The 19,398-nt window shown below is 72.5% G+C and carries 19 protein-coding genes; 9 read left to right on the top strand and 10 right to left on the bottom strand.

Annotated elements, in window-relative coordinates:
• Positions 1-381: 381 nt before the first annotated feature.
• Positions 382-2,907, bottom strand: coding sequence for an ATP-dependent Clp protease ATP-binding subunit (locus ACFWUZ_RS29410; RefSeq protein WP_384379403.1), 2,526 nt, complete (start codon positions 2,905-2,907; stop codon positions 382-384).
• A gap of 463 nt (positions 2,908-3,370) precedes the next feature.
• On the opposite strand from ACFWUZ_RS29410, the gene ACFWUZ_RS29405 reads away from it, so the two are divergent.
• The gene (locus ACFWUZ_RS29405; protein ID WP_384379399.1) at positions 3,371-3,967 is read left to right on the top strand and encodes an SCO3374 family protein; all 597 of its coding nucleotides are present in this window, start codon (positions 3,371-3,373) and stop codon (positions 3,965-3,967) included.
• Here the strand turns inward: ACFWUZ_RS29405 and ACFWUZ_RS29400 are convergent.
• The 7 genes from ACFWUZ_RS29400 to ACFWUZ_RS29370 all read right to left on the bottom strand — a co-directional run bounded on the left by ACFWUZ_RS29400 (position 3,946) and on the right by ACFWUZ_RS29370 (position 7,993).
• Positions 3,946-4,284, bottom strand: coding sequence for an Lsr2 family protein (locus ACFWUZ_RS29400; RefSeq protein WP_384379396.1), 339 nt, complete (start codon positions 4,282-4,284; stop codon positions 3,946-3,948). The two genes, ACFWUZ_RS29405 and ACFWUZ_RS29400, sit on opposite strands and share 22 nt — an antisense overlap.
• A gap of 164 nt (positions 4,285-4,448) precedes the next feature.
• Positions 4,449-4,979, bottom strand: a complete 531-nt coding sequence (locus ACFWUZ_RS29395) for an amino-acid N-acetyltransferase (RefSeq protein ID WP_384379393.1) — start codon at positions 4,977-4,979, stop codon at positions 4,449-4,451.
• An 11-nt stretch (positions 4,980-4,990) separates the two neighbouring features.
• Positions 4,991-5,509, bottom strand: coding sequence for a BlaI/MecI/CopY family transcriptional regulator (locus ACFWUZ_RS29390; RefSeq protein ID WP_384379390.1), 519 nt, complete (start codon positions 5,507-5,509; stop codon positions 4,991-4,993).
• Between the two features lie 118 nt (positions 5,510-5,627).
• A complete protein-coding gene (locus tag ACFWUZ_RS29385; protein WP_384379387.1) occupies positions 5,628-5,795 on the bottom strand; it encodes a hypothetical protein in 168 nt (55 codons plus the stop codon).
• 74 nt (positions 5,796-5,869) lie between these two features.
• Positions 5,870-6,481, bottom strand: coding sequence for a hypothetical protein (locus ACFWUZ_RS29380; protein WP_384379385.1), 612 nt, complete (start codon positions 6,479-6,481; stop codon positions 5,870-5,872).
• An 84-nt stretch (positions 6,482-6,565) separates the two neighbouring features.
• Positions 6,566-6,751 carry a DUF397 domain-containing protein gene (locus tag ACFWUZ_RS29375; RefSeq protein WP_384379382.1) on the bottom strand — a complete coding sequence of 62 codons (186 nt, stop codon included), beginning with the start codon at positions 6,749-6,751 and terminating at the stop codon, positions 6,566-6,568.
• A 120-nt stretch (positions 6,752-6,871) separates the two neighbouring features.
• Complete coding sequence (locus ACFWUZ_RS29370; RefSeq protein WP_384379379.1) at positions 6,872-7,993, bottom strand: threonine aldolase family protein; 1,122 nt, start codon at positions 7,991-7,993, stop codon at positions 6,872-6,874.
• A 234-nt stretch (positions 7,994-8,227) separates the two neighbouring features.
• Between ACFWUZ_RS29370 and ACFWUZ_RS29365 the strand changes: the two genes are divergently transcribed.
• Genes ACFWUZ_RS29365 through ACFWUZ_RS29345 form a run of 5 tightly spaced genes read left to right on the top strand, consistent with a single transcriptional unit; the run spans position 8,228 to position 13,669 of the window.
• On the top strand, positions 8,228-9,145 hold the full coding sequence (locus ACFWUZ_RS29365; RefSeq protein WP_384379376.1) for a Rossmann-like and DUF2520 domain-containing protein: 918 nt from the start codon (positions 8,228-8,230) through the stop codon (positions 9,143-9,145).
• Positions 9,142-10,134, top strand: coding sequence for a pantoate--beta-alanine ligase (gene panC / locus ACFWUZ_RS29360; protein ID WP_384379373.1), 993 nt, complete (start codon positions 9,142-9,144; stop codon positions 10,132-10,134). Before ACFWUZ_RS29365 ends, panC begins: the two co-directional genes overlap by 4 nt.
• Entirely contained in the window at positions 10,131-11,882 is a 1,752-nt protein-coding gene (locus ACFWUZ_RS29355) for an L-aspartate oxidase (RefSeq protein ID WP_384379370.1), read from the top strand. Before panC ends, ACFWUZ_RS29355 begins: the two co-directional genes overlap by 4 nt.
• Before the next feature lie 2 nt (positions 11,883-11,884).
• Positions 11,885-12,853 (top strand): carboxylating nicotinate-nucleotide diphosphorylase, encoded by a 969-nt coding sequence (nadC, locus tag ACFWUZ_RS29350; protein WP_384379480.1) that lies wholly within the window; start codon positions 11,885-11,887, stop codon positions 12,851-12,853.
• A 3-nt stretch (positions 12,854-12,856) separates the two neighbouring features.
• Positions 12,857-13,669 (top strand): type III pantothenate kinase, encoded by an 813-nt coding sequence (locus ACFWUZ_RS29345; RefSeq protein ID WP_384379367.1) that lies wholly within the window; start codon positions 12,857-12,859, stop codon positions 13,667-13,669.
• 67 nt (positions 13,670-13,736) lie between these two features.
• Here the strand turns inward: ACFWUZ_RS29345 and ACFWUZ_RS29340 are convergent, their stop codons facing one another.
• Positions 13,737-13,946, bottom strand: a complete 210-nt coding sequence (locus tag ACFWUZ_RS29340) for a hypothetical protein (protein WP_384379365.1) — start codon at positions 13,944-13,946, stop codon at positions 13,737-13,739.
• Positions 13,947-14,158: 212 nt separating this feature from the next.
• Between ACFWUZ_RS29340 and ACFWUZ_RS29335 the strand changes: the two genes are divergently transcribed.
• Positions 14,159-15,283 carry a DUF5937 family protein gene (locus ACFWUZ_RS29335; protein WP_384379362.1) on the top strand — a complete coding sequence of 375 codons (1,125 nt, stop codon included), beginning with the start codon at positions 14,159-14,161 and terminating at the stop codon, positions 15,281-15,283.
• A 174-nt stretch (positions 15,284-15,457) separates the two neighbouring features.
• Positions 15,458-17,014 (top strand): M28 family metallopeptidase, encoded by a 1,557-nt coding sequence (locus ACFWUZ_RS29330; protein ID WP_384379359.1) that lies wholly within the window; start codon positions 15,458-15,460, stop codon positions 17,012-17,014.
• A gap of 58 nt (positions 17,015-17,072) precedes the next feature.
• Here ACFWUZ_RS29330 and ACFWUZ_RS29325 read toward each other — a convergent pair whose 3' ends face one another.
• A complete protein-coding gene (locus tag ACFWUZ_RS29325; protein WP_384379356.1) occupies positions 17,073-18,077 on the bottom strand; it encodes an SAM-dependent methyltransferase in 1,005 nt (334 codons plus the stop codon).
• A 106-nt stretch (positions 18,078-18,183) separates the two neighbouring features.
• Here ACFWUZ_RS29325 and ACFWUZ_RS29320 point away from each other — a divergent pair, with 106 nt between their 5' ends.
• Positions 18,184-19,386, top strand: coding sequence for a sensor histidine kinase (locus tag ACFWUZ_RS29320; RefSeq protein ID WP_384379352.1), 1,203 nt, complete (start codon positions 18,184-18,186; stop codon positions 19,384-19,386).
• Positions 19,387-19,398 lie beyond the last annotated feature (12 nt).

Raw genomic sequence — 19,398 nt, 5'->3', positions numbered from 1 at the left:
TGTCCTGCGGTGGAGGCATGGTTCCCGGACCCTTTGGATCTACGAATCCGCCTAGTACGTCCGATTTGTTCTGTGCGGCTTGTCACCGGGCGGGGACCTCCGGCGGGCCCTTCCGGGACCTTCGGCAGGCAACCCCGAGGACGCTCCTGCGGCCGCGCCCGCACCGGGGGCGAGCGGGCCCGGCCCGGACGCGGCCGCCCCCGGCAGGCCGGCCCCTGAGCGGGCCCCCGCAGTGACACCCCGGCGAAGACCGCCCCCGGGGCCCCGCATCCCGGCGCAGGGCCTCCAGGCGGGCCAGGGAGGCCGGGCACGGCAAAGGGGCGGCCCCGGGACCTTTCGGTCCCGGGGCCGCCCCTGCGTACTGCTACCGCCGTGCGGTGCTCACGCGCCCTTCGACAGGTCCGGGCCGGAGCCCGTCGCCTCGATCGGGGGGAGGTCCGGCAGAGCCGACTTCTCCTCGCCGCGGAAAGTGAACTTGGCTTCCTGGCCCTCACCCTCCTTGCCGACGACCACGATGTGACCGGGGCGCAGCTCGCCGAAGAGGATCTTCTCCGACAGGATGTCCTCGATCTCGCGCTGGATGGTCCGGCGCAGCGGGCGGGCGCCCAGGATCGGGTCGTAGCCGCGCTTGGCGAGCAGGAGCTTCGCGTCGCCGCTCAGCTCGATGCCCATGTCGCGGTCCTTCAGGCGCTCGTCGACCTTGGCGATCATGAGGTCGACGATCTGGATGATGTCTTCCTCGGTGAGCTGGTGGAAGACGACCGTGTCGTCGACGCGGTTGAGGAACTCGGGCCGGAAGTGCTGCTTGAGCTCTTCGTTGACCTTCGCCTTCATCCGCTCGTAACCGGTCTTGGTGTCGCCCTGAGCCGCGAAGCCCAGGTTGAAGCCCTTCGAGATGTCCCGGGTACCCAGGTTGGTCGTCATGATGATGACCGTGTTCTTGAAGTCCACGACCCGGCCCTGGGAGTCGGTCAGACGACCGTCCTCCAGGATCTGGAGAAGGGAATTGAAGATATCCGGGTGGGCCTTCTCGACCTCGTCGAAGAGGACGACGGAGAACGGCTTCCGGCGGACCTTCTCGGTGAGCTGGCCGCCCTCTTCGTAGCCCACGTAGCCGGGGGGCGAACCGAAGAGACGGGAAACCGTGTGCTTCTCGCTGAACTCCGACATGTCGAGGGAGATCAGCGCGTCCTCGTCGCCGAAGAGGAATTCGGCGAGCGTCTTGGACAGCTCGGTCTTACCGACACCGGACGGACCGGCGAAGATGAACGAGCCACCCGGGCGCTTCGGGTCCTTCAGACCCGCACGGGTACGGCGGATCGCCTGGGAGAGCGCCTTGATGGCGTCCTTCTGGCCGATGACCCGACGGTGGAGCTCGTCCTCCATGCGGAGCAGACGCGAGGACTCCTCCTCGGTGAGCTTGAAGACGGGAATGCCGGTCGCGGTCGCGAGGACCTCGGCGATGAGCTCGCCGTCGACCTCGGCGACGACGTCCATGTCGCCGGCCTTCCATTCCTTCTCGCGCTTGGCCTTCGCCGCCAGCAGCTGCTTCTCCTTGTCACGGAGGGAAGCCGCCTTCTCGAAGTCCTGGGAGTCGATGGCCGACTCCTTGTCGCGGCGCACGCCCGCGATCTTCTCGTCGAACTCGCGGAGGTCCGGCGGTGCGGTCATCCGGCGGATGCGCATCCGGGAGCCGGCCTCGTCGATCAGGTCGATCGCCTTGTCCGGGAGGAAGCGGTCCGAGATGTACCGGTCCGCCAGCGTCGCCGCCTGGACGAGGGCCTCGTCCGTGATGGAGACGCGGTGGTGGGCCTCGTAGCGGTCGCGCAGGCCCTTGAGGATCTCGATCGTGTGGGGGAGGGAAGGCTCCGCCACCTGGATCGGCTGGAAGCGGCGCTCCAGCGCCGCGTCCTTCTCGAGGTGCTTGCGGTACTCGTCGAGCGTGGTGGCACCGATGGTCTGGAGCTCACCACGGGCCAGCATGGGCTTCAGGATGCTCGCGGCGTCGATCGCGCCCTCGGCGGCGCCCGCACCCACCAGGGTGTGGAGCTCGTCGATGAACAGGATGATGTCGCCGCGGGTGCGGATCTCCTTGAGCACCTTCTTCAGGCGCTCCTCGAAGTCACCGCGGTAGCGGGAGCCCGCGACCAGGGCGCCGAGGTCAAGCGTGTAGAGGTGCTTGTCCTTGAGGGTCTCCGGCACCTCGCCCTTGACGATCGCCTGGGCCAGGCCCTCGACGACGGCGGTCTTGCCGACGCCGGGCTCGCCGATGAGGACGGGGTTGTTCTTCGTCCGGCGGGACAGCACCTGCATGACCCGCTCGATCTCCTTCTCGCGCCCGATGACCGGGTCGAGCTTGGATTCGCGGGCAGCCTGGGTGAGGTTGCGTCCGAACTGGTCCAGGACGAGCGAGGTCGAGGGCGTGCCCTCGGCCGGTCCGCCGGCCGTGGCCGACTCCTTGCCGCCCCCGGAGTAACCGGAGAGCAGCTGGATGACCTGCTGCCGGACCCTGTTGAGATCGGCGCCCAGCTTCACGAGGACCTGGGCGGCGACGCCCTCGCCCTCGCGGATCAGGCCGAGCAGGATGTGCTCGGTGCCGATGTAGTTGTGGCCGAGCTGGAGGGCCTCTCGGAGCGACAGCTCCAGGACCTTCTTCGCCCGCGGGGTGAAGGGGATGTGGCCGGACGGGGCCTGCTGCCCCTGACCGATGATCTCCTCAACCTGCTGGCGAACAGCCTCGAGCGAAATCCCGAGGCTCTCCAGGGCCTTAGCGGCGACACCCTCACCCTCGTGGATCAAGCCCAGGAGGATGTGCTCGGTGCCGATGTAGTTGTGGTTGAGCATCCGGGCTTCTTCCTGAGCCAGGACGACAACCCGCCGCGCGCGGTCGGTGAACCTCTCGAACATCGTTTATCGCTCCTCAGAGCGGTCGGGCAGTTCGGGGTCGGTCCCCGCCCTGTCCTTCCGCATGCTAGTCCCGCGGGGCGGGACAGCTCATTCCAACTGCCGACATCCGTCCGCGGCTCACCCCCACGTCGGTGAGGAAAACCGGCTTGAAGAGCCGACAACTGCTCCAACCCGATGGTGCGAGACGATGTTCCCGCAGGCCAGGCAGATACCCGTCACACGTGTACGCCGATGGCGAACGGAAGCTGCTCAAATCAGCGTGTCGCCCCGATCCACTAGGAATGTCTTACCCGTAAGCACGGACACTCCATGCCGGTAGCGGTGGTTCCCTCCGCTACGGGCGAACACGATTGCGTCTCAAATCCGGGACTCCGGCCCCGCGGAGCTATACGTTCCGCATTGAACCGGGCGCAGTGTGTCACGCCACCCGTAACCCACCGCCCATTCCCGAGTTGCTCCGGGCATGGCCGTCAGCAGCGTCAGCGTCCCGTCACCCCGCGTCGCGCCCGCGGAGGATCCGTACGCCTCCTGGTACGAACGGGAGCTCGGCTGGAGCCTTGCGGGCGGTCCGCCCGCCCAACTCGTCACCGGGATCCTGTTCGACGTCCTCGAACTGCCTTCCGACGCAGGCACGGCGGTGCTGCGCCGGCGGGTCCGCACGGGCCCCGTTGCGGTCATGGGGCGCCGGATGCGGTTCCTGGTGGCGGCGGGGAGCGCGGAGGAACTCGACGGGCTGCTCGACTGGCTCGAGTGGGGCGGCGTGGCCCTGGACCTGACCGCCCTGGGCGCGGGTGGCCGGATCACCGCCCCCGCTCCCCCGGTCTCCGCCTTCGGGGAAGGTCCCCGGGGGGCCGCCGTGTGGCTGCGACCCCCCGAGCGGGGATGCGAGGCGTTGCTGCCGGCCCTGCCCGGTCCCGGGCAGGACGCCGGACCCGCCCGTGGGCCCGACCTCGTACGCCTGGTGGCGGCGGCGGCCACGGAGTGCCACCGCGCGCGCCTGCGGCGCACGGTCCGCACACCGGTGCGAGACGCCGTGGGTCAGCCCTTGGCCTTCTCGTAGGCCTCGCGGATGTCGGCCGGTACGCGGCCGCGGTCGTTCACGTTGTAACCGTTCTCCTTCGCCCAGGCGCGGATCTCGGCGGTGTCCGGGTTCCCGGTCGTCGCGGAGGCACGGCCCTTGGCGCGGGCGGAGGTCGCACGGCCACCGGTACGGCGGCCGCTCTTGGTGAACGGGTCGAGCAGACCGCGGAGCTTTTCAGCGTTGGCGGTGGTGAGGTCGATCTCGTAGGTCTTGCCGTCCAGAGCGAACGTCACCGTCTCGTCCGCCTCGCCGCCGTCGAGGTCGTCGACAAGAAGGACCTGAACCTTCTGTGCCACCGGGATTTCCTTTCATCGAAAAGCAGTACGCGGAAAGGAAACCGCTTTTGCCAGGAAAACACAAACCCCCGGGAGAGGTTCAGGACCGCAACAGGGCGGGAAACGTGCGCGATTCGGACATAGGCCACAGGCCTGCCGAGCGCCGTAATAGCCGGGGTGATCGATCAGAGGTGCAGAAGCATCCGACTGTTGCCCAAGGTGTTCGGCTTCACTCGTTCGAGACCGAGGAACTCGGCGACGCCCTCGTCATAGGAACGCAGGAGCTCGATGTACACATCGGTCTCCACGGGGGTCTCACCGATCTCGACGAAGCCGTGGTTCGCGAAGAAGTCCACTTCGAAGGTCAGGCAGAAAACGCGGCTGACCCCCAGATCGCGGGCGGTGCGCAACAACTGCTCCAGCACCCGGTGGCCGACGCCGGCGCCCTTCAAGTCGCGGTCGACGGCGAGAGTGCGCACTTCGGCGAGGTCTTCCCACATCACGTGAAGAGCCCCGCAGCCCACCACCTGACCGTCCGAGGCCCGTTCCGCGACCCAGAACTCCTGGATGTCCTCGTAAAGGACGACGGGCGCTTTGTCGAGCAGGATCCGCTGCTGCACGTACTGGTCGAGCAGGCGGCGCAGCGCGGGAACATCACCGGTGCGCGCTCGGCGGATCGTCACTGTTTCTGCGGGTGCAGCGGAAAACTCTCCCATGGCCCCGGACGCTATCGCCCCGGCTCGTCCCGCCGCGCGGCGGAGTCCTCGTCGCCCGCGGGTGGAGCGGGTGCCGGTGCGGGTGCGCCGGCGGAGCCGGGGGCGGCTGCCCGGTCCGCGGGTTCGGGCTCGGATGCGGGTCCCGGTGCGGTTCCGGATGCGGACTCGTCGTCGTGCTGGACGATCCGTACGGCGTCCCGGAGCGCTTCGCGCTGTTCCGCGGACATCATGCCGAAGAAGGCGACCAGAGCGGCCGCGGGGTTGTCGCTCGTCGACCAGGCTTCGTTCATCAGTGCGGCCGAGTAGGCGGCGCGGGTGGAGACCGCCGTATATCGATAGGCGCGGCCTTCGGCTTCCCGGCGGACCCAGCCCTTCTGATGGAGATTGTCCATGACGGTCATGACCGTGGTGTAGGCGATGGACCGTTCCTGCTGGAGGTCTTCCAGTACTTCCCGAACCGTGACCGGGCGGTTCCACTGCCACACCCGCGTCATGACTGCGTCTTCGAGTTCTCCCAAGGGGCGAGGCACATCAGCACGATAGTGCGGGATGTGGGGAATTGCCCGGCTATTGAGCCGACAACGCGCAACAAAATCGGGCGAAAAGCCGGTGCGTACGCCGGCCTCGCGCCCGTCGTGCCCGGCGGTACTACTTCCGGGCCTGCTGCGTGGCTTCGGCCCGGGCGATCACGGCGTCGACCGCCGCGTCCTCCTTGGCCTTGTTCGCGCCGCCCTGGGTCTTCACGATCGTCACGACGAGGGCGATGAAGAACGCGGCCATCACGATGGGGGGCACGAGCGCGGAGACGTAGTCCATGCCCCCAGCCTAGTGCGGCGACCGGGCGGGCGTGCCGCGGGGCCCGCCGCACGCCCCTCCGGTCGTGGCGCGGGCTATCCGGCCGCTGCGGCCCGGTCCGCGGCGGGCGGCGCGGCGGGCTTGCGGCGCGGCGGGAACACCTCGCCCGGGGTCGGGACGGGCCGCCCCGGGCGCGGCTCCTCCCCGGGCGGCTCGGCGGCCGGACGGGGCTTCGGCTCGGGACCCGGCCGGGGCCCCTGCCCGCCGGCGAGCGACAGCAGCCGGGTGCGCGGCGCGGGGGCGGTCGACAGCCGCCTGCGGACGGAGCGCTCCGCGACGGTCTGGGCGCGGTCCAGGAGGGCCGCGGCGAGGGGGTTGGCGCGCAGGGCGCGCAGCGCGGCCAGGTCGTCGGGGACCGGCTCGTACCCGGCGGCGAGGGCGTCCTGGAGGAGTGCCAGGTACCCGGAGAGGCTGCCGGGCAGGGCGGCCCGGTAGCGGCCCAGGTCCTCCAGGAGGAAGGCTCTGAGTCTGCCCGCCTCCTGGACCGCGTCGTCCACCGACTGCGCGAGGCGCAGGCAGTCCTGGACCTCCGCGGCCGCCAGGGGGGCCGAGGAGGACTGAAGGGCGTGGGCGAGTGAGCGCCTGAGCACGTGCAGCTCGGCAGCGCTGAACGCCATGCCGCCGCGGGATCCGTAAGGCGTGGGCATGGGCCGAAGATACGCGCTAATCGGACAAAATCCCCTGATGGCGACCCCGCTCGGCGCGGCGGGGGCCCGCCGTGGACCGGCGGCTCAGGCGGGGGTCTTGACCGCGCGGAGGAAGTCGGCCCACGCGGCCCGGGTGGTGGCGAGGACCAGGTGGGCGGGGTCGGCCCGGTCGGCGACCCGGACCAGGGATCCGGGTGCGGTGGCGACGTAGACGCAGGCCTCCCCGTCGCCGCAGAACGAGGACTTCCGCCACACGGGCTGAGCGGTCATGGTGTCTCCTCCGGTCACGGGCCGCCGGTCTTTCCGTGGAGGGACGGTAGCGCCACGCCGGACCCGAACCGGTGACTTCCGCGGAATTCGGCGTTTCGCCCTCCCTCGGGGGGCGTCTTGTCAGATGCGGGACACGAAGGCCGAGACCGCCTCGCCGACGTCCCGGGCGGTCCAGGCCAGGCCCGGCTCCGTGATGTCCAGCTCGGTCATCGCCGTCCCCGGCGGGCCCTCGTCCGACCAGCGGCGGAACAGGACCGTGCCGGTCTCCTCGGCCAGCCGCAGGCCCGCGTCCGTGAGGCGGTCCGCCTCGTACGGCAGCCAGACCTGGAACTGGTGCGTGTGGGGCTCCTCCGGGTGGATCCGGAACCAGGGGACCTGTTCCTGCGCGAAGGCTTCGCGCAGCGCACCGGCGACCATCCGCGCCTGCCCGACGTACGCGGGGAGCTTCGGCAGCTCCCGCTCCAGCCCGGCGAGCGCGGCCAGTGCCTGCGGGAACTGGCGGAAGATCCGGCCCCCGTACCGGTGGCGCCAGACGCGGGCCTCCTCCACGAAGGAGGCGGGCCCGGCCAGGGCCGCGCCGCTGAGGCCGCCGAGGGACTTGTAGAAGGAGACGTAGACGGAGTCGGCCAGCCCGGCGATCTCGGGCAGCGGCCGGCCGAAGTGCACGGTGGACTCCCACAGCCGGGCCCCGTCGAAGTGGACCACGGCGTCGCGTTCGCGGGCCGCCTCGACCAGGGCCGTCAGCTCGTCCCAGGAGGGGAGGAGGAAGCCCGCGTCCCGCAGCGGCAGCTCCAGCATCAGCGTGCCGAAGGGCTCGGGGAGGTCCCGGATCTCGGAGGGTTCCGGCTGCCGGGCCTCGGTCGTCGGGTGCACCGTCCGCAGGCCGGCGACGACGGGCAGCGCGGCCTGCTCCCACCGCTCCGGGTGGCTCATCGGGTGCAGGGCCACGACGGGACTGCCGGTCCGCCCCGCCCAGCACCGCAGGGCGACCTGCTGGGCCATCGTCCCGGACGGGAAGAAGGCCGCGTCCTCGGTCCCGAGCAGCCCGGCGACCCGCTGCTCCAGCGCGGCGACGACCCCGTCGCCGTACACGTCGGCCGGTTCGTCCTGGTCGTACGGGGCCCCGGCGAGCGCGCCGAGCAGCTCCCCGACCGTCGGCTCCAGCAGGCTCCGGGACAGCACCCTTCCGGCTCCGCGCCAGGCCGCCACCAGCCGCTTCGTACGCTCCGTGTCGTCGCTCATGCCCCGATCATCGCCGACGCGCCCACCGGCCGGGCGGGGCCTGCGCAGGTCCGGGCAGGTGAGGAGGGGCCCAGGGGGTGTCCTGCCGATCGGGCCGGGCCGCCGTCCGCCGCCTCCGCCGCCCCGCGGGCGGGGATCCGCCGGGCTCGTCTGCGTGGATGACCCGGGCAGGGCCTAGCATGGCGGCGTATCGTCCGGTACCCCCCGCGGACTGGAACGGAAGGCCCTCCCCGCGTGAACTCATCACAGCAGCCGCGTCCTGCCCGGCTCGCCGTCGGCGTCGTCGGAGCCGGCCGGGTCGGCCCCGCGCTGGCCCGCGCGCTCCAGCAGGCCGGACACCGGCCCGTCGCCGTGTCCGGGGTGTCCGACGCCTCCCTGCGGCGCGCCGCACGCATGCTGCCCGACGTGCCGGTGGTCCCGCCCGCCCAGGTGCTGGACCGTGCCGACCTGGTGCTCCTCACCGTCCCCGACGACGCGCTGCCCTCCCTGGTGGAGGGGCTCGCCGAGACGGGCGCGGTCCGCCCGGGCCAGCTCCTCGTCCACACCTCCGGCCGCTACGGGACCGCCGTGCTGGACCCCGCGCGCCGCGCGGGCGCCCTGCCGCTGGCCCTGCACCCGGCGATGACCTTCACCGGCACAGAGGTCGACGTGCAGCGCCTGGCCGGCTGCTCCTTCGGCGTCACCGCCCCGGAGGAGCTGCGGCTCGCCGCCGAGGCCCTGGTCATCGAGATGGGCGGGGAACCCGAGTGGATCGCCGAGGAGGCCCGACCGCTGTACCACGCGGCCCTGGCGCTCGGCGCGAACCACCTGGTCACGCTGGTGGCCCAGTCGATGGAGCTGCTGCGCAAGGCCGGGGTCGAGCACCCCGACCGGATGCTCGGCCCGCTGCTCGGCGCCGCCCTGGACAACGCCCTGCGCTCCGGGGACGCCGCCCTGACGGGACCGGTGGCCCGCGGGGACGCCGGTACGGTCGCCGCGCACGTGGCGGAGCTGCGCAAGCACGCGCCCGGCACGGTCGCCGGGTACCTGGCCATGGCCCGCACCACCGCCGACCGGGCCCTCGCGCACGGGCTGCTCAAGCCGGAACTCGCCGAGGACCTGCTCGGCGTACTGGCCGAGGACCCGGACCTGATCGGGGGCGGCGACCAGTGAGCAGGCTGCTGATCGACACCGCCGCGGAGCTCCTGCAGCTCCCGCGCACCGGCCGCCGGGCCGTGGTGATGACCATGGGCGCCTTGCACGAGGGCCACGCGACCCTCGTGCGCACCGCCCGCGAGCAGGCCGGCCCCGGGGGCCAGGTCGTCGTGACCGTTTTCGTGAACCCCCTGCAGTTCGGGGCGGGCGAGGACCTCGACCGCTACCCGCGCACCCTCGACGCCGATCTGCGGATCGCCGGGGAGGCGGGAGCCGACGCCGTCTTCGCCCCGGCCGTCGACGAGGTCTACCCGGGGGGCGGTCCGAAGGTGCGGATCAGCGCCGGGCCGATGGGGGAGACCCTGGAGGGGGCCACCCGCCCCGGCCACTTCGACGGGATGCTGACCGTCGTCGCCAAGCTGCTCCACCTCACCCGTCCCGACCTGGCCCTCTTCGGGCAGAAGGACGCCCAGCAGCTGGCCCTGATCCGCCGCATGGTGACGGACCTGAACTTCCCCGTCGAGGTGGTCGGCGTACCGACCGTCCGCGAGGCGGACGGGCTGGCGCTGTCCTCCCGCAACCGCTACCTGTCGGCCGCCGAGCGGCGCTCCGCCCTGGCCCTGTCCCGTGCCCTGTTCGCCGGGCGGGACCGGCTCGCCGCTCAGGCGGCGCTGCGCGCCCGTGCCGAGGCGGCCCCGGCCAGTGACGAGCGGGCGACCGCCCTGGCCCGGCTCGGCGAGATCCGCGCCTCGGCCGACGCGCACGCCGTCTCGGCCGCGGGCACCGGGCTGCCGGACGCCGTACGGGCCGCCGCGCGCCACGTCCTGGAGGAGGCGGGCCGTCAGGATCCGCCCGTGGAACTGGACTACCTGGCGCTGGTCGACCCGCAGGACTTCTCCGAGGCCGGCCCCGACTTCACCGGGCAGGCCGTGCTGGCCGTCGCCGCGAAGGTCGGCACGACCCGGCTGATCGACAACATTCCATTGGAGTTCGGAGCACACTCGTGAACAGCGCAGGCAGAGGCATCCAGCCGGGCGGTACCGGCATACGGTTGCACGCTCCGGCCCCCGGCTGGTCCGTCGACGCCGACGTCGTGGTCGTCGGTTCCGGCGTCGCGGGTCTGACGGCCGCGCTGCGCTGCGCCGCCGCGGGCCGCCGTACCGTCGTGGTCACCAAGGCCCGGCTGGACGACGGCTCCACCCGCTGGGCCCAGGGCGGCATCGCCGCGGCCCTCGGCGAGGGCGACACCCCCGAGCAGCACCTGGACGACACCCTGGTCGCGGGCGCGGGCCTGTGCGACGAGGCCGCCGTGCGGCTGCTGGTCACCGAGGGCCCGGACGCCGTGCGCCGGCTCATCGCGGCCGGCGCGGTCTTCGACACCTCGGAGACGACCGGCGAGATAGAACTGACCCGGGAGGGCGGCCACCACCGGCGGCGGATCGCGCACGCCGGCGGCGACGCGACGGGCGCCGAGATCTCCCGGGCGCTCGTCGAGGCGGTGCACGCCGCCGGCATCCAGACGGTGGAGAACGCGCTGGTCCTGGACCTCCTCCAGGACGCCGGGGGCCGTACGGCCGGCGTGACCCTGCACGTCATGGGCGAGGGCCAGCACGACGGGGTCGGCGCCGTGCACGCCCCCGCCGTGATCCTGGCGACGGGCGGCATGGGGCAGGTCTTCTCCGCCACCACCAACCCCTCGGTGTCCACCGGCGACGGCGTGGCCCTCGCCCTGCGGGCCGGGGCGGAGGTCTCCGACCTGGAGTTCGTGCAGTTCCACCCGACGGTGCTCTTCCTCGGCCCGGACGCCGAGGGACAGCAGCCGCTGGTGTCGGAGGCGGTCCGCGGCGAGGGCGCGTACCTCGTCGACGCGGACGGCGTCCGCTTCATGACCGGGCAGCACGAGCTCGCCGAACTGGCACCGCGGGACATCGTCGCCAAGGGCATCATGCGCCGCATGCAGGAGCAGGGCGCGCAGCACATGTACCTCGACGCCCGGCACTTCGGGGCCGGGATGTGGGAGCAGCGCTTCCCGACGATCCTCGCCGCCTGCCGGGCCCACGGCATCGACCCGGTGACCGAGCCGATCCCGGTGGCGCCCGCCGCTCACTACGCGTCCGGCGGCGTCCGTACCGACCTGCACGGCCGCACCACCGTCCCCGGCCTGTACGCGTGCGGCGAGGTCGCCTGCACGGGTGTGCACGGCGCGAACCGGCTGGCCTCCAACTCCCTGCTGGAGGGCCTGGTCTTCGCCGAGCGGATCGCCGACGACATCGTCGCGCACGCGCACGCCGGCACCGGCCCCGGCATACCGGTCCCGGCGACCGGCCCGCTCCAGCCCGCCGAGGCCCGCTACGAGATCCAGCGGATCATGACCGGCGGCGCGGGCGTGCTGCGCTCCGCCGCATCCCTGCGCACGGCCGCCGAGGCCCTCGAAGCCCTCTACGCCACCGCACTGAACGACCTCGACGCGCACGGCAAGACCGCCGAACCGGGGGTGGACACCTGGGAGGCAACCAACCTGCTGTGCGTGGCCCGCGTCCTGGTCGCCGCCGCCGAGCGGCGCGTGGAGACCCGCGGCTGCCACTGGCGCGAGGACCATCCGGACCGGGACGACGCCGACTGGCGCCGCCACCTCGTCGTCCGGCTCTCCGCGACGGAGAAGCGGGCCCTGGTCGTCACCCCCACCGACTCGGCGGACTTCCCGCCCGTGCGCGTCCCCCTGAACTCCCCGAATCCCCCCAGCCTGGAGAAGTGACCGTGAGCACCCCCGAACTCCCCCTGATCGACCAGAACGAAGGCGGCTGCGGCGAGGACTGCGCCTGCGGAGACGGCGAGGAGAGCGGCCTCGACCCGGCGCTGGCCCAGCTGCTCGCGGACGCGGGCCTGGACCCGATCGAGGTCGAGGACATCGCGCACATGGCGCTGTCCGAGGACCTGGACGGCGGCGAGGACGTGACCACCGTCGCGACCGTGCCCGAGGACGCCGAGGCCGTCGCCGACTTCGTCGCCCGCGAGGACGGCGTCGTGGCCGGCCTGCGGATCGCGGAGGCCGTGTTCTCCGTGGTGTGCACCGAGGCCTTCGAGGTGGAGCGGCACGCCGAGGACGGTGACCGCGTCGAGGCCGGGCAGGTGCTGCTCTCCGTACGCTCGCGCACCCGCGACCTGCTGACCGCGGAGCGCAGCGCGCTGAACATCATGTGCCGGCTGTCGGGCATCGCCACGGCCACCCGGCGCTGGGCCGACCTGCTGGACGGCACCACGGCGAAGGTCCGCGACACCCGCAAGACCACTCCGGGCCTGCGCTCCCTGGAGAAGTACGCGGTCCGCTGCGGCGGCGGCGTCAACCACCGCATGTCGCTGTCGGACGCCGCGCTGGTCAAGGACAACCACGTGATCGCGGCCGGCGGGGTCGCGCAGGCCTTCAAGGCCGTACGGGAGGCCTTCCCGGAGGTCCCGATCGAGGTCGAGGTCGACACCCTGGAGCAGATCGGCGAGGTCCTGGAGGCCGGCGCCGACCTGATCCTGCTGGACAACTTCACGGTCACGCAGACCGCGGAGGCCGTCGCCCTGGTGGCCGGGCGCGCCACGCTGGAGTCCTCCGGCCGGCTGACCCTCGAGTCGGCCCGCGACTACGCCCTGACCGGGGTGGACTACCTGGCCGTCGGCGCGCTGACGCACTCCTCCCCGATCCTGGACATCGGCCTCGATCTCCGCGAGGCGGTGTAACCGGTGCTCCTCACCATCGACGTCGGCAACACCCATACGGTCCTGGGCCTGTTCGACGGTGACGAGATCGTCGAGCACTGGCGCATCTCGACCGACCCGCGGCGCACGGCCGACGAGATGGCCGTGCTGATGCAGGGTCTGATGGGCATGCACCCGATGCTCGGCAGCGAGCTGGGCGACGGGATCCACGGCATCGCGATCTGCTCGACGGTGCCGTCGGTCCTGCACGAGCTGCGCGAGGTCACCCGGCGCTACTACGGGGACGTCCCGGCGGTGCTGGTGGAGCCCGGGATCAAGACGGGCGTGCCCATCCTCATGGACAACCCGAAGGAGGTCGGCGCGGACCGCATCATCAACGCGGTCGCGGCGGTCGAGCTCTACGGGGGTCCGGCGATCGTGGTCGACTTCGGTACGGCGACCACCTTCGACGCGGTGTCCGCGAAGGGCGAGTACGTGGGCGGGGTGATCTCCCCGGGCATCGAGATCTCGATGGAGGCCCTCGGTGTCCGGGGCGCCCAGCTCCGCAAGATCGAGCTGGCCCGCCCGCGCAACGTGATCGGCAAGTCCACGGTCGAGGCCATGCAGTCGGGTGTGGTCTACGGTTTCGCGGGACAGGTCGACGGGGTCGTCATGCGGATGGCCAAGGAGCTGGCCGGGCCGAACGGGGACCCGGACGACGTCCGCGTCATCGCCACCGGCGGCCTGGCCCCCATGGTCCTCGGCGAGTCCTCGGTGATCGACGACCACGAGCCGTGGCTGACCCTGGTCGGCCTGCGCCTGGTCTACGAGCGCAACGCGCCGAAGTTCGAGCAGTAGCCGGGCGGTCGCCGTCCGGCCCGGACGGCGACGGCGCGGGCCCGGCGGCCGGGGCGTGCCGGGCGGGTCAGCAGGGGCGCGGGCGGCGCAGCAGCCGGCGCAGGGCGGCCAGCCAGGGACGGCGTGCCGGACGGCCCTCCAGGACGGCCCGGAACTGCTCGTACGAGCGTGCCCCGCGGAGCACCGCGAGGTCCTCGCGGCCCGGCGGCGGGGGCATCGGGGCGCCGTGCTGCGACGCCCGGTAGGTGTCGATGAGGTACTGCTCGATCGCGGTCATGGATCCAGCCTCACTCCGTCGGCAGCACCGCGCCCGTCGATTGACGCGGGCCGTCAATCGAGGCCCGCCCGACCCCGTCCCGCCTGGGGTTCTCCCTGCTCCGGGGGGTGGGGCCGGCCACCCGTCCGGTACCCCGTCCGGCCCGCGCCGGGTACCCCGTCCGGCCGCGCGGGCGCCGCCTCCCGCGGCGCGCGCACCGGCAGAATGGGGCGATGAGCGTCACCATCGACATCGCCGGGCTCCCCGCCGAGCGCATCCTCTTCACGCCCTCGCCGCTCGCCGAGCTCTGCATGGCCCTGCACGCGCTCTCGCAGCCCGCCCACCATCCCGGGCTCGCCTCCTGGACCGCCGCCACGTCCGCCGCGCTGGACCCCTGCCTCGCCGACCGGCTGCTGGAGGCGGACTTCATGTGGCGCAGTTCGTTCTCCGACGTCTTCATGCCCTTCGCCGGGACCCCCGGCGGGCCGGGGCGGCCCGCCGCGACCCTGGCCGAGGAGCTCGACCTGCTCGACCGGCTGGACGACGAGCAGTTCGTGACGGCCGCCCTGGAGCACTGCTGGCTGGCGCTGTACGACGAGGGCGGCCGGCCCTCGCCGCTACGGGATCCGGCGGCCCGGGCCAAGGCGCTGGAGACGGCCGCCGCCCGCGGCCCGCGCCAGCTGGACTTCTCCGTCCGGCTGCTGGACGACCCGGTCGCCGTACGGGTGTGGATGCGGCGCCTCCTGGAGGACTGCGACGAGGCCTTCTTCGCCGACACGTGGAAGCGCGTCGAGCCCGGACAGACCGCCGACGCCCGGCACAAGACCGAGGTGCTGCGCCGCAAGGGGCTGCCGGCCGCGCTGAAGGAGGTCTCCTCCGCGCTGAGCGTGGACGAGCGCCTGACCACGATCACCGCCGACAAGATGGTCCACGGTTCGACGACCGCCACCGATCCCCGGACGGGACCCGGACTGGTCCTCATACCGACGAACTTCGGCTGGCCGCACCTGCTCGTGCTGCACGCACCCGGCTGGCGGCCGGTGGTCCACTACCCGCTCGGCTCCCCCCAACTGGCCTCCGCGCCGGGCTCGGTGGAACTGCTCCAGCGGCGCATGGAGGCCCTCGCGCACCCGATGCGGATGTCGCTGTGCCGGAGTCTGGCCCGGGCCCCGTACACGACGAGCGAGCTGGCGACCGTGCACCGGATCAGCGCGCCGGAGGTGTCACGGCACCTGGCCGTCCTGAAAAAGGCCGGTCTGATGCATACGCGGCGCCAAGGCCGCTATGTCCATCACCAGTTGGACCTGTCCGTGGTCGCGCGCCTCGGCTCGGACCTCATAGAGGGCCTGCTCCGGTAGGGCGTTGTGGCCGGTTCCGGCTGTCCATGAGTCACCGATATGCGGAATTCATAAACCGGAATCGGCGAAAACTCTGGCCAGAACGGCCCCTTGCTGTCTAACGTGCGTCAACCGCTCCCCCGCGTACCGCGTGCACCTGCGTCTGCTCGCCCTTTCTGCCGTGGAAGGATCTTCATGCCCTCACGCCGTATAGCCGCTGCAACCGCCGCCCTGGCCGCCGCGGCCCTCGTCTCCCCCCTGCTCCTCGCCGGGCCCGCCGGTGCGACCGGCAGCCCGCAGAGCGATGCCGCCAGGGGCGACGCCCTGGCGAGGAAGCTGGTCAAGGAGGCGACCGGCAAGGGCGCCAACAACCACCTGAAGGTGTTCCAGTCGATCGCGGACTACAACAAGGGCAACCGCGTGGCCGGTTCGAAGGGCCACGTGCAGTCCGCCCAGTACGTCGAGGCCGTGATGCGCGCGGCCGGGTACAAGGTGACCCGGAACGAGTTCGACTTCGTGTACGTCGAGACGATCGCCGAGAAGCTCACGGTGAACGGCCCGGCCGGGCGTGACGTCCCGATCCACCTGATGACCTACACCGCGAGCGGCCCGGAGGAGGGCGTCACCGCGCAGATCGCGGTCGCCCCGCTCGACGCGGACGGCACCATCGGCTGCGAGCCGGGCGACTTCGCCCCGGGCACCTTCACGGGCAAGATCGCCCTGGTCAAGCGCGGCGGCTGCCCCTTCGCGGTGAAGCAGACCAACGCGGCCGCGGCCGGCGCCGTCGGTGCGGTCATCTACAACAACACCGAGGGCGCCCTGAACGGCACCCTCGGCGACCCGGCTGCGGGCAAGGTCCCGACCGGCGGCATCACCCAGGCGGAGGGCGAGCGGCTCGCCGCGGAGGCGGCGGCCGGACCCGTCGAGATCACCCTCGACATCCGCGAGCTGCGCGAGAACCGCAAGACCTACAACGTCGTCGCCGAGACCCGTGGCGGAGACGAGAACAACACGGTCTTCCTCGGCGCCCACCTCGACTCGGTCGCGGCGGGCCCCGGCATCAACGACAACGGCTCCGGCTCGGCCGGCATCCTCCAGGTCGCGCAGCGCCTGGCGAGCAGCCAGTCGAAGGTCAAGAACAAGGTCAAGTTCGCCTGGTGGTCGGCGGAGGAGTTCGGCCTGCTGGGCTCCGAGGCGTACGTCGCCGGGCTGACGGACGACCAGAAGAAGAAGATCAAGCTCTACCTGAACTTCGACATGATCGCCTCGCCGAACGCCGCCTACTTCGTCTACGACGGCGACGACTCGGACGCCACCGGCGCGGGTCCCGGTCCTGAGGGCTCCGCCCAGATCGAGCGGGGCATCACCGACTTCCTCGACTCGAAGAAGATCCCGCACGAGGGCACCGACTTCTCGGGCCGCTCCGACTACGGCCCGTTCATCGAGGTGGGCATCCCCTCCGGTGGCACCTTCACCGGCGCCGAGGGCATCAAGACCGAGGCGCAGGCCGCGAAGTTCGGCGGCCAGGCGGGTGTCGCCTACGACGTGAACTACCACGGCGAGGGCGACGACATCACCAACATCGACCAGAAGGCGCTCGACATCAACGTCGACGTCATCGCGGACGCGGTCGGCCACTACGCCCACGACCTGGCCCCGCTGACGAAGCCGGTCGTCTCGAAGCCGACCACGCCGGGCACCGGCAGCGGCGGCGGCCTGCACGAGGGCCACGGCCACGAGGTGACGCAGTAACGGCACGGCCGTCACAGGGGTGGGGCCGGTTCCTCCGGGAGCCGGCCCCGCCGGCGTGTCAGGCCACCGCACCGTCCGGCCGGGCCTGCGCGCCGTCCGGCCACGGCGCGGTGCCGACGGGCTGGACCAGCCAGCCGAAGGCGCCCAGGCCGCCGCGGGCCGTGAGTTCCGCGGCCTCGCCCGCCGCCGCCAGCGCACGGACGTAGCCCGCCGGGTCCGTCCCGGCCAGGGCCAGCGGGGGCCGGGCGCCCGAGACGCCGAGGGCGGTCAGCGCCTCGCGCTGGGTGAGCAGGACCGCGCCCGGGCCCGCGCAGGCGTCGAGCGCCACGTGGGCGGTGACGTCGCAGCTGCCGTCCGGGACCGGCGCCACCTCCCGGCCGCCGCGGAAGCCCGTCAGGGTGCCGTACGGGGGCCGCGCGTCCCGGCTGTGGGCGTAGTCCACCGCCACGGCCAGACCCCGCTCCAGGGTCGCCACCGCCGCCGCCCAGGCCTCGTCGCGTGTGCGGCCGATCTCGGCCCGGCCCGGCTGCGGCCACCACCGCTCCAGCCAGGTCCGGTCCGCCTCCTCCAGGGGGCCGCCCGGGCTCTCCGTGCCGTCGGGGGCGACCAGGACGTAGCGGCCGTCCTCGGCCACCTCCAGCGGGACGTTGTCCAGCCACTCGTTGGCGAACAGGAGCCCGGTCGTCCGTACGGGTGGCGCCGCGGCCCAGCGGATCCGCGGGTCCAGCCCTTCGGGCCGCTCCGCCCGCTCCACGGCGTACGGCCGCACGCGGGCGGCCACCTCCGGCGGCAGCGCGGCGAGCACCCCGGCCACCAGCTCGCCCCGCCCGGCCCCCATGTCCACCAGGTCCAGCCCCGCCGGGTGCCCCAGTGCGGCGTCCACCCGCAGCAGGAGACGGGCCACCGCCGCCGCGTACAGCCCGGAGGCGTGGACCGAGGTGCGGAAGTGCCCGGCGGGACCCGGCCCGCCGGGGCGCACGTAGAATCCGCCGGGTCCGTACAGCGCGGCCTCCATCGCCGTGCGCCACCGAACCGGAGCCATGCCTTCACCCTGGGTGCTCATCTGACCCAGGTTAAGCTCGCCTCCACCTTGCGGAGTACGCCCCCGGTGAGAGGTTCGCACCTGTGGTTGACTCCAGCACCTATCTCCCTTCCCTACGCTGGGTTACGTGCAGCGCCTCTACGACTTCCTCCGCCGACACCCGACGGGCGTCGACAGCTTCTGGGCTGTCCTGCTCTTCGGGTTCTCGATGCTGAACATCGCGGAGGAGAGCGCGCTCGCCACCCCCCTGAAGCTCGCCGCGGTCCCCGTGGCCGTCGCCATGAGCACCGCCGTGGCCCTGCGCCGCAGGTGGACCGGGGCGATGTTCTGGCTCACCCTCGGGGCGGGGATCTACCAGCTGGGCACGGGGATCGTCGCCGGGACCTACGACCTCGCCATGTTCGTGATCCTGTTCACGGTCGCCGCGAGCGAGGTCCCGCGCTGGGTCTCGCGCACCGCCCTGGGCTGGGGCGTGGCCGCGGCCCCGCTCTACTTCCTGCGCCACGGCGTGGACAAGGGGACCAGCGACGTCGACAACGTCCTCTTCGCCGTGTTCATGATCGTCCCCTTCGTCCTCGCCTGGGTCATGGGCGACTCGCTGCGCACCCGCCGGGCCTACTACGCCCAGCTCATCGAGCGCAACGAGCGGCTGGAGAACCAGCGCGAGGCCCAGGCCAAGGTGGCGGTCGCCGCCGAACGCGCCCGGATCGCCCGGGAGCTGCACGACGTCGTCGCGCACAACGTCTCGGTGATGGTGGTCCAGGCCGACGGGGCCGCGTACGTCATGGACGCCGCCCCCGAGCAGGCCAAGGAAGCCCTCCAGACGATCTCCGGCACGGGCCGCCAGGCCCTCGCCGAGATGCGCCGGCTGCTCGGCGTCCTGCGCACGGGCGAGCCGCAGGAGTCGGAGGACTACGTGCCGCAGCCGGACGTCGAGCAGATCGAGGTCCTGGTCGAGCAGGTCCGGGCGGCCGGGCTGGACGTGGACTTCGAGGTCGAGGGCGCCCCGCGGCGGCTGCCCAGCGGCGTCGAGCTGACGGCGTACCGGATCGTGCAGGAGGCGCTGACCAACACGCGCAAGCACGGGGGCCCCGGCGCGAAGGCGAGCGTCCGGCTGGTCTACTTCGACGACGGTCTCGGCCTGCTGGTCGAGGACGACGGCCGGGGCGCGGCCCACGAGCTGTACGAGGACGGCGGCGCGGACGGCGCCGGGCACGGTCTGATCGGCATGCGCGAGCGGATCGGCATGGTCGGCGGAACCCTGGACACGGGGCCGCGGCCGGGCGGAGGCTTCCGCATCAGCGCACTGCTCCCTTTGAAGAAGAAATGACGAGGACGAGGT

It is taken from the genome of Streptomyces sp. NPDC058646, from assembly GCF_042716875.1.
Classification (GTDB): Bacteria; Actinomycetota; Actinomycetes; order Streptomycetales; family Streptomycetaceae; genus Streptomyces.
This window is presented reverse-complemented; position numbering and strand designations above follow the sequence as displayed.